The 15,548-nt window shown below is 40.1% G+C and carries 14 protein-coding genes; 7 read left to right on the top strand and 7 right to left on the bottom strand.

What is annotated here, in order from left to right:
• Positions 1-98: 98 nt before the first annotated feature.
• Together pta and BG00_RS12125 are read right to left on the bottom strand one after the other, a co-directional pair.
• Positions 99-2,252 (bottom strand): phosphate acetyltransferase, encoded by a 2,154-nt coding sequence (pta, locus tag BG00_RS12130; RefSeq protein WP_036982862.1) that lies wholly within the window; start codon positions 2,250-2,252, stop codon positions 99-101.
• A gap of 1 nt (position 2,253) precedes the next feature.
• Entirely contained in the window at positions 2,254-3,468 is a 1,215-nt protein-coding gene (locus BG00_RS12125) for an acetate kinase (protein ID WP_036982861.1), read from the bottom strand.
• A gap of 253 nt (positions 3,469-3,721) precedes the next feature.
• Between BG00_RS12125 and yfbV the strand changes: the two genes are divergently transcribed.
• Positions 3,722-4,168 (top strand): terminus macrodomain insulation protein YfbV, encoded by a 447-nt coding sequence (gene yfbV / locus BG00_RS12120; protein WP_036982860.1) that lies wholly within the window; start codon positions 3,722-3,724, stop codon positions 4,166-4,168.
• Here yfbV and rlmA read toward each other — a convergent pair.
• The 3 genes from rlmA to xthA are packed head-to-tail and all read right to left on the bottom strand — an operon-like array spanning position 4,152 to position 6,411.
• Positions 4,152-4,955: a 23S rRNA (guanine(745)-N(1))-methyltransferase gene (gene rlmA, locus BG00_RS12115; RefSeq protein WP_036982858.1), complete on the bottom strand. Its 804-nt coding sequence runs from the start codon at positions 4,953-4,955 to the stop codon at positions 4,152-4,154. The two genes, yfbV and rlmA, sit on opposite strands and share 17 nt — an antisense overlap.
• Positions 4,952-5,599 (bottom strand): energy-coupling factor ABC transporter permease, encoded by a 648-nt coding sequence (locus tag BG00_RS12110; protein ID WP_013464794.1) that lies wholly within the window; start codon positions 5,597-5,599, stop codon positions 4,952-4,954. Before BG00_RS12110 ends, rlmA begins: the two co-directional genes overlap by 4 nt.
• Positions 5,600-5,604: 5 nt before the next feature.
• Positions 5,605-6,411, bottom strand: coding sequence for an exodeoxyribonuclease III (gene xthA / locus BG00_RS12105; RefSeq protein ID WP_013464795.1), 807 nt, complete (start codon positions 6,409-6,411; stop codon positions 5,605-5,607).
• A 240-nt stretch (positions 6,412-6,651) separates the two neighbouring features.
• Here xthA and BG00_RS12100 point away from each other — a divergent pair, with 240 nt between their 5' ends.
• The 4 genes from BG00_RS12100 (at position 6,652) to rluB (ending at position 9,415) form a co-directional block, all read left to right on the top strand.
• Positions 6,652-7,083 carry a hypothetical protein gene (locus tag BG00_RS12100; protein WP_036982857.1) on the top strand — a complete coding sequence of 144 codons (432 nt, stop codon included), beginning with the start codon at positions 6,652-6,654 and terminating at the stop codon, positions 7,081-7,083.
• A gap of 201 nt (positions 7,084-7,284) precedes the next feature.
• Positions 7,285-7,803: an EF-hand domain-containing protein gene (locus BG00_RS12095; RefSeq protein ID WP_036982856.1), complete on the top strand. Its 519-nt coding sequence runs from the start codon at positions 7,285-7,287 to the stop codon at positions 7,801-7,803.
• 155 nt (positions 7,804-7,958) lie between these two features.
• Entirely contained in the window at positions 7,959-8,549 is a 591-nt protein-coding gene (scpB, locus tag BG00_RS12090; protein ID WP_036983469.1) for an SMC-Scp complex subunit ScpB, read from the top strand.
• Positions 8,546-9,415, top strand: a complete 870-nt coding sequence (gene rluB, locus BG00_RS12085) for a 23S rRNA pseudouridine(2605) synthase RluB (RefSeq protein WP_036982855.1) — start codon at positions 8,546-8,548, stop codon at positions 9,413-9,415. Before scpB ends, rluB begins: the two co-directional genes overlap by 4 nt.
• 64 nt (positions 9,416-9,479) lie before the next feature.
• On the opposite strand, the gene BG00_RS12080 is transcribed toward rluB, so the two are convergent.
• Positions 9,480-10,226 (bottom strand): YciK family oxidoreductase, encoded by a 747-nt coding sequence (locus BG00_RS12080; protein WP_010389778.1) that lies wholly within the window; start codon positions 10,224-10,226, stop codon positions 9,480-9,482.
• 207 nt (positions 10,227-10,433) lie between these two features.
• Between BG00_RS12080 and BG00_RS12075 the strand changes: the two genes are divergently transcribed.
• Entirely contained in the window at positions 10,434-12,899 is a 2,466-nt protein-coding gene (locus tag BG00_RS12075) for a VolA/Pla-1 family phospholipase (protein WP_036982854.1), read from the top strand.
• A gap of 100 nt (positions 12,900-12,999) precedes the next feature.
• Positions 13,000-14,016 carry a protease SohB gene (gene sohB, locus BG00_RS12070; RefSeq protein ID WP_036982853.1) on the top strand — a complete coding sequence of 339 codons (1,017 nt, stop codon included), beginning with the start codon at positions 13,000-13,002 and terminating at the stop codon, positions 14,014-14,016.
• Positions 14,017-14,099: 83 nt separating this feature from the next.
• On the opposite strand, the gene BG00_RS12065 is transcribed toward sohB, so the two are convergent.
• Entirely contained in the window at positions 14,100-15,431 is a 1,332-nt protein-coding gene (locus BG00_RS12065; RefSeq protein ID WP_013464802.1) for a dicarboxylate/amino acid:cation symporter, read from the bottom strand.
• Positions 15,432-15,548 lie beyond the last annotated feature (117 nt).

The following is a 15,548-nucleotide window of genomic DNA, read 5'->3' as shown; positions in this document are numbered from 1 at the left end:
TGGATAAGCTTGGGGGTTGTGAGGTATAAATAGCCTAACCAGTTGATTATTAAATAAAAAATGGCTAGGCTATAAAAAAGGCATGTTAATTACAGGCCTTAATTAAGCGCTTCTACTTGCGCCGCCTGAATGGCTGTTAAAGCAATGGTATACACAATATCGTCAACTAATGCGCCACGGCTTAAGTCGTTAACAGGTTTGCGCATGCCTTGTAACATAGGACCAATACTGATCAAATCAGCACTTCGTTGCACTGCTTTGTAGGTGGTATTACCCGTATTTAAATCAGGGAAAATAAACACGGTTGCTTTACCGGCAACCGGGCTATCTGGCGCTTTTTTAATAGCTACACTTTCCATAATGGCCGCATCGTATTGCAATGGCCCATCGATAATGAGATCAGGACGCTTTTGTTGGGCAATTTTTGTTGCTTCGCGGACTTTTTCTACATCAGCGCCACTGCCCGAATTACCCGTGCTGTAGCTTATCATTGCTACACGAGGTTCTATGCCAAATGCGGCAGCAGAATCGGCAGATTGAATTGCAATGTCGGCTAGTTGTTCAGCATTAGGATCAGGATTAATAGCACAGTCACCATAAACAAGCACTTGATCAGGCAAAAGCATAAAAAATACCGACGAGACTAATGATGAACCTGGTGCGGTTTTAATCAACTGTAAAGGCGGGCGAATGGTATTAGCCGTGGTATTGACTGCCCCTGAAACCAGCCCATCTACTTTTCCTTGCTCTAGCATCATGGTGCCCAGTACCACGTTATCTTGCAGTTGTTCCTTTGCAATAACGTCAGTTAAGCCTTTGTTTTTACGAATTTCGACCATAGGTGCTACGTAGTCATTAATAATACTAGTTGGCTCTATTACAGTCACATGCTCGTTCAGTTCAATCCCTTGTTGCTCCGCGATTCGAAATATTTCATCGCGATCGCCAAGTAAAATTGTTTTAGCAATGCCGCGCTGGCCACAAATAGCAGCGGCTTTAATGGTTCTAGGCTCGTTACCCTCAGGCAGTACAATCGTTTTATCCGCTTTACGTGCTTTATCGGTTAATAAATACCTAAAGGCCGGCGGGGATAACTTGCGGGTTTTTCCCACACTTTTTGCTAATGTGTCCAGCCAATCAGAATCGATATGTGCAGCGTTATGATCTTTTACTTTTTCAATGCGTTGTTCATCGTCGCTAGGCACTTCTAGGTTAAAGTTATGCAACAATAAAGAAGTGCGCCAGGTATCGCCCTCGGTTGCCAAAATTGGTAGGCCAGTTTGCATAGCTTGTTCACATAGCGCCATAATACGCGGCTCAGGCTCAAAACCACCGGTAAGTAAAATTGCACCTAGTTTTGTGCCATTCATGGCCGATAAGCAAGCTGCAACGAGTATATCTGAGCGATCGCCAGGGGTAACCAATAACGCACCTGGCGTAAAATAGTTTAAAATATTGGATACCGTGCGGGCACAAAATGTAATTCGTCTGAGTCGGCGGTGTACCATATCACCTTCGTTGATAATAGTGGCTTTTAGATAGGCACTTAAATCTTTAACACGTGGGGCAACCAGTTCAAAATCCCACGGAATAGCGCCGAGTAACATAAACGGGTTTTTTCTAAAAATAGGTAAAGAAGCTAAGCGGTTTAATTCGTTATCAAGCGCTTCTGGCTTATAGGTATCGACTAAATCGGCGCGAGCACGACCTTCCTCATCAAGGGGGGCGTTTACTTTATTAAAAATACAGCCAAGCACGCGAGGATGGTCAATGCCACCATAGTTACCAGCGGCTATTTCTAGTCGGTCTTCAATTTGAGTAATGTTGTAATTGCCAGGGGTAAGTACAAAAATGATATCCGCCCCTAAAGTTTGTGCGATTTCTCGATTTACTCTCCCCGCATATGGTTGGCGACGGGTAGGCACCATGCCTTCAATAATAGCCACTTCATCATCGTTAATTTTACTTTGAAAACGCTCTACAATTTCTTCTAGCAGGTCATCGCCTTTGCCATCGCCAATCATTTGCTCGGCATAATCCAGCGCAAATGACGTAGGTGGATCAATAGGTGAGCCTTGGGTAACAATTTGTGTTGACTTTTCTGGGCCTGTTTCACCCGCGCGTGGTTGAGCTATAGGTTTAAAAAAATTAACTTTAACAGTTTTCTGTTCCAGCGCCCTTACCAAACCCACCGATACTGAGGTTAAACCAACCCCAGTAGAAATGGGGATCAACATAATACGACGAGCCATATTATAACTCCTTGGTAATGTTTGCGGCATCAAGTGCGATCACCCATTCTTCGTTAGTGGGCATAACGACCGCTTTGCTACGTGAATCAGCTGTACTTATTAACCCAGCTTGGCCAAAACGTGCATCAAGGTTTGCTTGTGGGTCTAAATTAATACCTAAAAAGGCCAATTGTTTAAGTACTTTATCACGGATAATATCGGAATTTTCGCCAATACCGCCGGTAAAAATAACTGCGTCTAGCTGTTGCAGCGGGACCATGTAAGCGGCTATTTGTTTTGCGAGGCGGTAACAAAACATATTAAGTGCCAGCATAGCTTGCTGGTTGCCTGCAATAGCGGCTTCTTCTATGGTACGACAATCGTTAGACAACTCGCTTATGCCTAATAAACCACTTTTTTGATTGAGTAAGTCATCAATTTGCTGAGCAGTGTAATCGAGTTGCGTGGTTAAAAAGTTAAATAAGCCCGGATCAATGTCGCCACAGCGCGTACCCATAATAAGCCCTTCAAGCGGGGTTAACCCCATACTGGTATCTACACTTTTGCCATTTTTAATCGCACACACTGAACAGCCGTTTCCTAAGTGGGCGCTAATAAAGTTACTGTTTTCAATAGGAAGTGCCAACAACTTCGCAGTTTGTCCTGCCACATAAAAATGGCTGGTGCCATGAAAACCATAGCGCCTAACACCAAAGTCTTTATAAAGCTGATAAGGAAGGGCATAAAGATAAGCGACTTCATCCATTGTTTGATGAAATGCCGTGTCGAACACGGCTACTTGCGGTAAATTTTTAAATGATGCTTGCGCTGATGAAATACCCAGTAAGTTAGCGTGGCCATGCAAAGGTGCTAGCGTGGCTGCTTGCGTGATACCTGCAGTAACGCGTTCGTCAATTAATACTGATTGGGTAAAATGCTCACCGCCATGCACAACACGATGACCAACAGCAACTAGTTGCTCATCAAGATTGTGATCTTTTATTAAATCAACCAGCGTATCAATCGCATGCGCGTGTGCCTGATTAGCAGCAAGTTTAATGGTGGTCTTTTCTCCCTTAAATTTATATTTTATTGAGGGAGCATCTGCACCTAGGCGCTCAGCTAAACCTGAAATAATGTCTTTTCCTGTGTTTGCATCAATAATTGCAAACTTTAAACTTGAGCTTCCACAATTAAGTACCAAAACATGGTTTGTTTTTTTTGGCAGAGTTGGCATAGATTCATTTTCCATTTAAATATTAATCAGTACACTTGGTTGATATATAAGCATTGTAGGCTTAAATGGGTCTAGACTAAAGTGTAGTTGACTTTATTAAAAGGGCTTTGTGGAATTCTTTCTATAATTTATGCTTTTTGTGAGTTTTACTAATGAAATTAAGCATTTTTACCGATAAAGTGAGAGTTGTGTTACACTTTTATAAGCAAGATGCTTTTACAAGTGTTAAATGCCGTGATTGTGAGGATTTATAATGCAAAAAAGTGTGATATCACAAGTTCAATTAGGGCGCGCTTATGCTAAAACATGGCCTATGCGCAAAGAGGTCGCGCCATTATTTGCCGAGTTTAAAGTGATCAGAGCAACCGAGCTTGCGATTACAGTAATGCCTATTTTAGCCATGTTAACTTTGTTTTTTCAGCTTAATTATTTAGGCTCTGATTTTTTACCTCAAGCTATTGCCAGTAGTCTATTTTTTATCTCCTTGCCGTTACAAGGGCTTTTATGGCTAGGTAAACGTGCGCAAACAGAATTAGAACCCGCTATGCTGCAATGGTACAACGAGTTGTTTGCAAAAATGGTCGCCAACGGTTACGACGCACAAATGGGGAAAAACAAGCCCCGCTATTTGGAGCTTGCTGAATTGTTAAAAGACATGTTTGATAAAATGGATAAAACCTTTACTAAAGAGCAGTTTTAACAAACTGGCTAATATAAAATGACAAGGTAACCTTATGATGCTGTTTTTGTTCAAGTGCCTGCCAATGCTCGGGTCTGAACTTCCATGCAAAGGGTGTCATCATTATTAAATTTCTTACGTCGCTAAATGTGAGTGACACTTGCTCTGTAATGAGCTGTTGCGATGATTGGTTAAAGCCTGTTGGCGTAGCAACTTCAGTATGTTCATTTACCGTATTATAGATATATTTTTTCAACTCTTTGAGGTGCATAGGCCCAGGGCTTGCCACCACTAAACAGCCATCCTCTTTAACAAGGCGAGAAAGTTCATCGTCGAACAAAGGGGCAAACACGCTAATTAACACATCAGCAAGGTGATCATTAAAGGGCGCGTGGCTTATTGATGCCACGCTAAATTGACATTGTTTGTATCGTTTTGCTGCGTATTTTACCGCTGACTTAGATATATCAACACCATACACAGTAGCTTGCGTGTTATTTGCTATAGCATGGGTGTAAAACCCCTCGCCACACCCTAAATCAATCACTATATTTGCATTGAGCGGTTTGACTAAATTAGCTAAGGCCGTCTGTAAAAATGCATAATGGCCTTGCTCTAAAAAAGAACGCCTTGCTTGTACCATTTCTAAAGAGTCACCGGGCTGTTTAGAGTTTTTATTTTGCACGGGGAGTAAGTTTACATAGCCTTCTTTGGCAAAATCAAAGCTGTGGTTATTATCACAGCGTAATGTTTTTTCATTAAGTGCCAATGGAAGTTTGCAAATAGGGCAATGGTAATGAAGACTCATGAGCCTAAATAGTCCTTATCAAAAAAAGTTTTTACCCAGTGCGGGCGATAGGTGATCATAACAGTTATTGCCATACCGTTTAGCATTGCTTCAGGAAACGCTAAAATAGGACTGAGATAAATGTAGTTTTCTGTTAGCTGATGCCAATTATATTCGCCAATTGCGTAATAAAAAACACCCCCGAGTATAATGTTAACGCAAGCAACGACACCAGCCGTTAAAAAGCTACAAACAAATATATAGATAAAAAAGTGCCGCGCTAAGTAGTGGTAACAAAGCATAAATACGAAGTAGCTTAATAATACTGGAATAAACGCACTTATTAGTAATTTTACCGCAATCAGCTCGAATGCTATTTGTCCAAAAGCAGTTAGCAGGGCTGTTGCTAATACACAACTTAAAATAGCCAGACGCCAGCCTAAAATCAGCGTAACAGCAGTAATGCCCAGTATATGAAGATCAAGACCAGGTAAAATACCGGCTTTTATACGCCATAGTAAAGCGAGCACCAGCGCGCAGGCAAACACACCGGTTTGCCTTGCTGGCGTATTAAATAAATTGGCGTATGTTGATTTATTAACACTTAAAAAGCCAATAACAATAACACCAATCCACAGTAATGCCTGTAATTGCACGCTTAGCATAATCGTTAATTAAACTCAGACCAAATAGGGGCATGATCTGAAGGCTTGTCGATAGCACGTAATTCGTAATCTATACCGGTGTCGATACAGCGAGCTGCTAAGTCATGCGTTGCCAGAACCACATCAATCCTTAGTCCACGATTATCAACAAAACCCTTAGAGCGGTAGTCAAACCACGAGTATTGATCGTTAGTTTCTGGGTTTTGCTCTCTAAAGGTGTCTTTAAAGCCCCAGTTTAATAACGTTGCTAGCCATTCACGCTCAACGGGTTGAAATGAACATTTTCCGGTTTTTAACCAGCGTTTTGCGTTTACCTCACCAATACCAATATCTAAATCGGTTGGAGAGATATTAATATCGCCCATTACAATTACATCTTGATCAGGCGTGTAATGACTATTTAGGTGAGTCATTAAGTCTTGATAAAATTGACGTTTATAAGGGAATTTAGTTTCGTGATTGATGTTATCGCCTTGCGGGAAGTAGCCATTCATAACATGTAGGTCACGGCCATTTTCTTGCTCTACGGTAACGCTGATCATTCGCTTTTGCGACTCATCTGTGTCGGTGGAAAAGCCTTTTAATACCGACTTAGGCTCTTTTTTGCATAACATTGCCACACCGTAATGCGCTTTTTGTCCATGAAAATAAACGTGATAACCCATTTTTTGTACATCGTCTAGCGGAAACGCTTCATCGTGCACTTTGATCTCTTGAAGACCAATAATATCTGGCTGGTGTTTATCAATAATAGCTTGTAACTGATGTAGGCGAGCACGCAGACCATTGATATTAAAAGAAATCACTTTCATAAAGTTTACCTTCAAATTTATTTTCATTGTTGGCCAAATTGTATCAGTATTTGGAGCGACATAACATGACTGAAACGAGAAAATGGCTGCATAAATGTTGATCAATTTTTGCTTAATGTTTAAACATTGTAAATGCAATATTAAACAATAAAATAAATAAAATATTCAATTTATATGTTAAAACTTGTCTATATAGTGCGCAAAAATCGTATGTTTAACTCGTTCAAATAGGACCTCCTAATGAAAACTCAATTACTTTTAGCCGCCTCTCTTTTTGTTTCTGTAACTGCTACTGCGCAAAGCAATACGTATTACAGCCAAGACAACAAATTAGAGTCTAACTTATGTGTAGTAAGCGCCAATGAGGGGTTTTCGGCTGCTCGTAAAATGGCAGCAAAGCACGGTGTATATTTATCACGTTATTCAAAAAGTATCCTATGTAACGGTCAAGACATCCGTGACATTGCAAAAAAAGAAGAAGCAACGCAATCAGTTGTGTCTAAAGTAGAAGTATTTGCAAAAGATTCACACCAAGAAACACAGTTATGTATGACTGCAGTAAAGCAAGGCCTACAACCAGTACGTAAGCAAATTGGTAACTTAAATTCATTAAAGTGTAATGGCCAAAGCGTTACTGATTTTGTTAAGCGTTACCAAAACGCTGCAATCTAAATTACCGTTTTAGATATAAATAGCTCGGTTCTTACCGAGCTTTTTTTTGCAAAAATTACCAGAGTAGCTTGCAAAAATTGCATTATTGAATATCGCAATAGAAGTTGTTTTTGTTTAATTGTTTGATTTTAATGGTTTATTTTTTTTGGCATCGTATTTGTATTACTAGATTTGAAATTTATTAATACAAGGATACGTCTGATGAAAAAATTAACGATAGTTTCTACTGTTTTAGCCGCATTGAGTTTAGCAGCTTGTTCTTCTAATCAAGGTTTAGAAAAAATCGACAGTGATTTTGCAAGCTTAGATAACGATAGCGATGGCTTTATTTCTAAAACAGAAGCCGACGATGATAGTATTTGGCAGCACTTTTCGAATATAGATACTAATATGGATAATCAAATAAGCCGTAATGAATATGATGCTTATATGCAGCTAAATGCTGGGAAAGTTGCTACAGATAGTGAAGTGAGTGAGTCTGCATTTAAGGCTGATATTGCGAAGTTTGATAAAATAGAAAATGACTTTAAAAGCTTAGATAATGATAGCAACGGTTTTATTTCAGTTTCTGAAGCTGACGATGATGATATTTCAAATCATTTTGGTTACATGGACAGCAATAAAGATAAACGAGTAAGTAAAAAAGAGTTTAATAGCTATATCCAAAAGCATGGTGATTCTGTTGCAGAGGACGATGCACTTGAGCAATTTAAAAAATAGCTAAATTACATTATTAAATACACTTGATACCAAGCCAGTGTTTTTCACTGGCTTTTTTATACCTATAAAATGTTATTTTATTAATATGTTTTCCTAGTTTGCCGTTGTTCTGTCATAATAGATGGCTGTGTGTGTTTATTAACTTTAGAGTGATTATGGTTGGTCGGCGAATTAGTGATGAACAATTAATTGAAATCATTGAAGCGGCGATTTTTGTGGCAGGCAAGCCCGTATCAAAACGTCATCTTAAGAACACGGTTTTAAACGACTTAGCAATTTCTATGGCGCGCATTAATGATGCTGTAGAGGCCATTCAAGTTCACTATCAGACGCGTGGAATACGTTTAGTTGAGGTAGGCAGTGGCTATCGTTTTCAAGCGTGCAGTAGTTTAAGTCCATGGTTGAGTAATTTATGGCAAGAACGTGCCCCTAAATACTCGAGAGCTTTACTCGAAACCCTGTCGTTAATTGCATACAAGCAACCCATAACTCGTGGTGAAATTGAGCAAGTGCGGGGTGTAGCAACTGGCTCAAATATTATTAAAACTCTGCTTGAAAGAGAGTGGATTAAAGTAGTTGGGCATAAAGAAGTACCCGGTAAACCGGCACTTTATGCAACGACTAAACAATTTTTAGATTATTTTTCGATAACGGGACTTAATGATTTACCCGCATTGCCAGAGCAACAGCAAAGTAAAATTACCCAGTTATTAAGTGATCCTTCTGTGAGAGAACCATCCAAATGAGTATACAAGGTGAAAAGTTACAAAAAGTCCTAGCCCGTGCAGGTGTAGGCTCACGCCGTGAAATGGAAAAATACATTGATGCAAATCGTGTGAGTGTAAATGGTAAAGTAGCTAAGTTAGGCGACAGGGTTGAAGAAACCGATTTAATTCGTGTTGACGGCCATACCGTTAAAATAGAAGAAAAAGCTGACAGAATTTGTCGCGTAATTATGTACAACAAGCCAGAGGGTGAGTTAAGTACGCGTAAAGATCCAGAAGGTCGTAGAACCGTTTTTGACCGCTTACCTCGTATTGATGGCGATCGCTGGATAGCAGTAGGCCGATTAGACGTGAATACCTCAGGCCTAATGCTGTTTACCAATGACGGTGAATTGGCAAACCGCTTAATGCACCCAAGCTATGAAGTTGAACGCGAATATTCAGCACGTGTATTTGGTGAAGTCACTAACGAAACAATAAAAAACTTACTGCGTGGCGTAGAACTTGAAGATGGCCCCGCAAAGTTCACTGGTATCAAGCCTATGGGCGGTGAAGGTATTAATCGTTGGTATAACGTAACGCTTAATGAAGGTCGTAATCGTGAAGTGCGTCGTTTATGGCAATCACAAGATGTGGAAGTATCGCGCCTAATTCGTATACGTTACGGTAAATTAGAGCTTGATAAGCGTGTACCGCAAGGTGGTTGGATTGAGTACGATTTAGACACAGTTAACTATTTACGTAAAACAGTTAAACTTGGCAAAGAAACGCAAACTAAACTGTCTGTTATTCCTGAAAAGCGTAAAGATAAGCGCGCGAAAATAAATCAAATTCGTAAGGCGGTTAAAAAGCACAATCAACGTGTAAAACCGACTAAACGTAAGTAATTACGCTACTAATAAAACAATAAAGCCGCTTTTTATAGCGGCTTTTTACGTTTAAAACTAAATATTATTTTTTAGCTTGTGCGTCTAACGATTGGCCATTGATATCTTTTGAGTCATCGCTCATTAAATACAGATAAGTTGGCATTAAATCTTCAGGTGTTGCGAGTAGATCTCGATCTTCACCTGGGAATGCACTTGCACGCATTGATGTACGGGTTGCGCCTGGGTTAATACAGTTAACACGGATTGGCGTTTTTTCAACTTCACACGCCCATGTTTGCATCATACCTTCTACTGCAAATTTAGAAATTGCATAAGGTCCCCAAAACTCTCTTCCTTTACGACCGACACCCGATGAGGTAAATACCACTGAGGCACTTTTTGATTTACGCATGACAGGGAATAGCGCTTTAGTGATCATCGCTTGTGCAGTGACGTTTACTTTCATGACGTTTTCGAATGTTGATGAACAAAAATGCTCTAACGGCCCTAAAGTACCTAAAATACCCGCGTTATTTAATAGTCCATCAAGGCGGCCAAATTGACTTTCGATCGTTGCGGCTAAATCACGATAGTTCTGCTTAGTTGCACCTTTTAAGTCCATAGGCACAATCGCTGGCTGTGGGTAGCCTGCATTGACGATTTCGTCATACACACATTCTAGTTTATTAGTTGTTTTTCCTAATAAAATAACGGTTGCACCATGTTTAGCATAGGTAATAGCTGCGACACGGCCGATACCATCACCTGCGCCTGTGATCAAAATTACTTTGTCTTTAAGTGCGTTTTCAGTTGCTTGATAGGTATGCATAAAAGTACCAATGTTTAAATTTTTTTTGATTTTAACATAGCAAATCGACAAGTAATCGAATTTATTACAAATTTAGGTGGCGAAACTAGAAAGTTTACGTTAAGTTTAACTGGTCTAATGTCTCATTAATATACTAGCTACATTATTTTAACTTAATTACACTGACTATAAACACACTATAAAAATAAGATTTGTGCGGAGAACACTATGAAAAAAATGCTACTCTCGCTCTCAGTTGCAGCTGCATTAGCAGGCTGTGGCGGCGGAGAAACGTTAGAAGATGTTAAAAACGATTCGGTTACAGTTATTCCAAAAGCTACGGTAAAGTTTGACCCTGCAAATGGTGTAATTTCGGTTCCTAATGATTTATTAATGAGCGGTACGCGCGATGGCACACTCAATATTCCTGGGGAATTAAATGACGAGAATGTTTCTATCTCTCGAGCTGAATATGCAGATCCGCAACTTGCACTAGGGGCACTTGATGGCTGGTCTACGCAAGTTCCTTTTAAAATAGATTTAACGTTTCCACCGGGCATTAGTCTAGATGAAACGTCTGCAGCTTCACCAGGCTCAGTACGTATTTTTGAAGTGATCATGGGTGCAAGCCTAACAGATGCCGAATGCTCGCAAGCACCAGCTGGTACAGCATGTAAACTAGTAGGTGAACTGACCTTTGGTGTTGATTTTGTTACACAAGGCTCTGGAGACGCGGTTGCTATTATTCCACTTAAGCCATTTAAGGCCGGTAGTTCATACATTAATGTGTTAACGACTGGACTGAAAGATTCAGAAGGGCGCTCAATTGAACCATCTTCAACGTATGCCACTGTTAAACAAGAAGCGCCTTTAGTAACGCCATCACAACTTGCGCTGCAAGGAGCTGTTAACAGCTACGAAAACGTAGTGGTAAGCTCTGGCGATATTACTAAAGACGATATTATTTACTCGGCTGCCATGACAATGCAATCAGCAGGTCCTGTGCTTGGCACAATCAAAAAGATTTTAGCAAAAAGTATAACAGAGCCAACAATTCCAACCCCTGCGTTGCAAATTCCAACTCAGCCTATGCAAAACGTACAGGATATCTTTGAGGACTTAGGTAGAGCAGTCCCCAACGTATTTCAGGCGGCACAATATCAAAAAGGGAGTATTCAACTACCTATGTATTTAGGCACGCCTGAAGGTAAAAGTATTGATGATTTAAATGATACTTACTGGCAAGGTATGTGTGATAACGCAGTAGCTGTTATGGGTTATAAAGCACAAGCTGGTGAAGGTTTCCCTACTGTTCCTGTTAGCGTTAATGATGCAAAATGTGCAGCGTTAAGTGATGGGCGGTTGCGTGATTTAGGTGTAGGCTTAGACGTTACACGTCATCTAACGAAATATAACTCACTTCCTAAAGTGCAGAGCATGGCAACTGTGCCAGTACAAATTACCAAACCGATTTTACCGGTTGTTAATGCGTACCGAACAGGCTTAGGTTTAGAGCCTTTTGCTGCTATGCCAGAAAATGGCTGGCCAGTGGTTATTATGCAACATGGTATAACCACACAAAAAGAAAGCATGTTAACGCTAACAGCGCAGCTTTCATTGCAAGGCTTTGCAACAGTTGCAATTGACCACCCTCGTCATGGCGAGCGTGGTGTAGATGTAGACGGTGATGGTACTGATGACTTTAATGCAACTTCGGGAAAAGGCTCTGTACTTAGTTACATGAACCTAAGCTCGTTATTGGTCGCCAGAGACAGCTTGCGTCAGTCAAGTGCTGACTTACTTGGTTTACGCTTAGGCTTAAGATTCAGCGGTGATAGTTCACTCAGTTATACCGATGTATCTTATATTGGCCATTCACTGGGCTCAATTGTAGCACCTGCATTTATTGCACAAGCTAATAGCCCATTAGACGACCAAGTAGATCCATTGTTTAAGGTTAACGCTGTAGCATTAGCAAGTGGCGGCGGCGGTATTGCTAGCTTCTTGTTAGAATCAGCCGCGTTTGGTCCATTTATTCAAGGCTCTGTCCTTGCTAAAGCTGGAACTGCTGAAGCTGACGAGTTTAATGCATTCTTAAATGCTGGTGCGTTATCGAACTGTGGCGCCTTGTTACCAGACATGCAGGACTTCTTAAGCTGTGGCTTTAATGAATTTGCAGCATCGCTAACTATGGCGGGAGAAACCGATAAACTTGCTAATATAAAGGGCGTGATGACGCAGTTTGTATTTGCAGCACAAACAGCATTAGATAGTGGCGACCCAACCAACTATGCAGCAACGGTTAAAGCACTAGAAACACCCGTGTATATGAATGTTGTTGTTGGTGATGGCACAGATAATAACAAGCCAGACCAAGTTATTCCGCCGATGACTGCTAATCCGCCAATGACTGCTAACAATCCAATTGCAGGTACAATTCCTTTAGCCAACTTTATGGGGTTAGAAACAGTAAGTACATCGCAAGCGCCAACAGAGATGGGGGCTAGCTATTTAGTTAAATTTAATACCGGCCATCATGGGTCAATATTAACACCTGCACAGGATGAGGCAGAGTCTTCTACTGCTGCGGGTAGTGCAGCTGCAAATGCTGAAATGCAATTGCAGGTTGCTACTTACCTAGCTTCAAGAGGGCGCCTTTTAATGGTGCAAAACACTGAGGTTGTGACGAATTAATAATCAACCACTCAATTAAGTACTAAAAGCCACTGTATAGTGGCTTTTTTTTATTTTAAAGCATGCTAAATTGACTGAAATTTATAAACGGAGAACACAGTTGGAATTTTTATACGAGTACGGCTTATTTTTTGCAAAAACCATTACCTTTGTTATTGCTATTGCTGTGATTTTAACCTTAATTGTAAGCTCGGCTGTAAAGCCAAAAGCGAAAAAAGGTGAGATTGAAATTGATGACCTATCAGAGCAGCTGACCAATATAAAAGAAAGCTTTTTAAATAATACGCTAGGTAAAAAAGAGCTAAAAGCCTATCAAAAGCAACAAAAAATAGAGCAAAAAAAAGCGGATAAAGAAGAGCCTAAATCACGACTCTATGTTATTGACTTTAACGGCAGCATGGATGCACATGAAGTAGAGAGTTTACGCGAAGAAGTGACTGCGATTATTTCAATCGCGGATGCAAAAAAAGATAAAGTGTTAGTTCGTCTTGAAAGTGGTGGCGGCGTGGTACATGGCTATGGTTTAGCTGCATCACAATTACAACGCTTTAAATCAGCTGGTATTGAGTTGACTGTATCAATAGACAAAGTCGCTGCCAGTGGTGGCTACATGATGGCTTGTGTGGCTGATCATATCATTGCAGCGCCGTTCGCAATTGTTGGCTCTATTGGTGTTATTGCACAAATTCCAAACTTTAATAAAATATTAAAGAAGAACGATGTCGAGTTTGAGCAAATTACGGCGGGTGAATTTAAACGTACGCTAACGTTATTTGGTGAAAATACCGATAAAGCCCGTGAAAAGTTCCGCGAAGAGATAGAGCAAACTCATGGTTTGTTTAAAACGTTTGTGAGCACTCAGCGCCCAAGTTTAAATATGGATTTAGTGGCAACGGGTGAACATTGGTTTGCAACCCAAGCAATTGAAAAAGGGTTAGTCGATACTATTAAAACTAGCGATGATGCGTTGTTAGAGCAACAACAGCAATATCAAATTTATAAAGTGCAATACAAGGTTAAAAAAGGGCTAAGTGAAAAGCTTGCAATAGGGCTCAGCCATGGTGTGAATAAAGCGGGCGTAAGTTTAATGTCAAAGTTTAAGGCGTTACACCCTTAATAATTTAATCACTTAAACCCAACAAAAAAGCCTTGTTACTTAACGAAGTAGCAAGGCTTTTTTTATGACTATTGTCAGAAATACTAATCAATAGATTTGTGGTAGTCTTCTAAATCTTTAGCTGCATTAGGGTCATTAAAGATACTTTCATCTAGCTCACCCTCACTTTTAGCAACGACACAGGTTACCATACAGTCACCCGTTACGTTTACCGCGGTACGGGTCATATCAAGTAGTCTATCAACACCTATTATAATTGCGATGCCTTCAACCGGTAGGCCTACTTGGTTTAATACCATGGCCAGCATGATCAAGCCAACGCCAGGAACACCCGCCGTACCAACAGAGGCAAGCGTTGCTGTTAATATCACCATTAAGTAATCAGAAATAGTTAAATCAACACTAAATACTTGAGCAATAAATACTGTGGCCACACCCTGCATAATTGCAGTGCCATCCATATTAATGGTGGCGCCTAATGGAATAGTAAATGAAGCGACCGAATTATTAGCGCCAAGCTTTTTAGTTGCCGTTTCAAGTGTGATAGGCATAGTTGCGCTTGAACTTGAGGTACTAAAAGCAAATAAACAGGTGTGTTTCATTTTAGCTAAGAAAGTGAGCGGGTTTAGGCCCGTGAGTATTTTTAGCAGTAGAGTGTAGTTTACAAATGCGTGTAATAATAAGGCTAAAACAACCACGCCAAAGTACTTAGCTAAACTCACAATTAAGTTAAGTTCAATGGTAGTGAACAATTTAGCCATTAAGAAAAATACGCCGTAAGGGGCAATATTCATTAGCAAAGTAACCAGTTTTAAGATAACGGTGTTTAAGTCTTCAAATACCGTAGCGACACGTTTACCTGCCTTTCCGCTAAGTGCCATTGCAATACCGAATAACAAAGCAAATACAATTACTTGTAACATGTTGCCCTTTGCCATTGCTTCAAAAGGGTTGGTAGGGAACATATCAATAATTACGCGAGCTAAAGTAGGCGCTTCTTTTGCGTCGTAGCTTGCTTGAGAAGGAAGCCCAATTCCTTCACCTGGATTAAATAGTAACGCGAGTGTAATTGCCACTGTAATCGCTATTGCCGTTGTAACTAAGTATAAACCAATTGATTTACCGCCTAAACGGCCTAATTTCTTAGGATCGCTTAAACTGCAGGTACCACATACCAGTGATACAAATACTAAAGGCACAACCAGCATTTTCAAACTGGCTATAAATATTTGCCCACCTACATGAAAAAGGCCATCAACAAAAAAGGCTTTAATTGGCAAAGAGAATAACCCAAGAGGGATTAGGTAATCGTCTTCACCAGCTAATATAGCCTGAAATATAAAGCCTACTGCAACACCAAGCACCATACCAATCATGATGCGAGTAGTTAAACTCATTGAACGGATTTTAGACATATTTCCAATCTATTTTTTATAAATTTGGCATAGACTAACAGCATGTAATTTTTTTTACAGAAAAAACGTCAACTTTTTAAAAATTTTTATCAAAAAAAGGAGTAAAAATCTGAGACT

Origin of the sequence: Pseudoalteromonas sp. SCSIO_11900, assembly GCF_000576475.1 — a bacterium.
Classification (GTDB): domain Bacteria; phylum Pseudomonadota; class Gammaproteobacteria; order Enterobacterales; family Alteromonadaceae; genus Pseudoalteromonas; species Pseudoalteromonas tetraodonis.
Note: the sequence above shows the minus strand (reverse complement) of the source record. Positions and strands in the feature narration are given on the sequence as shown.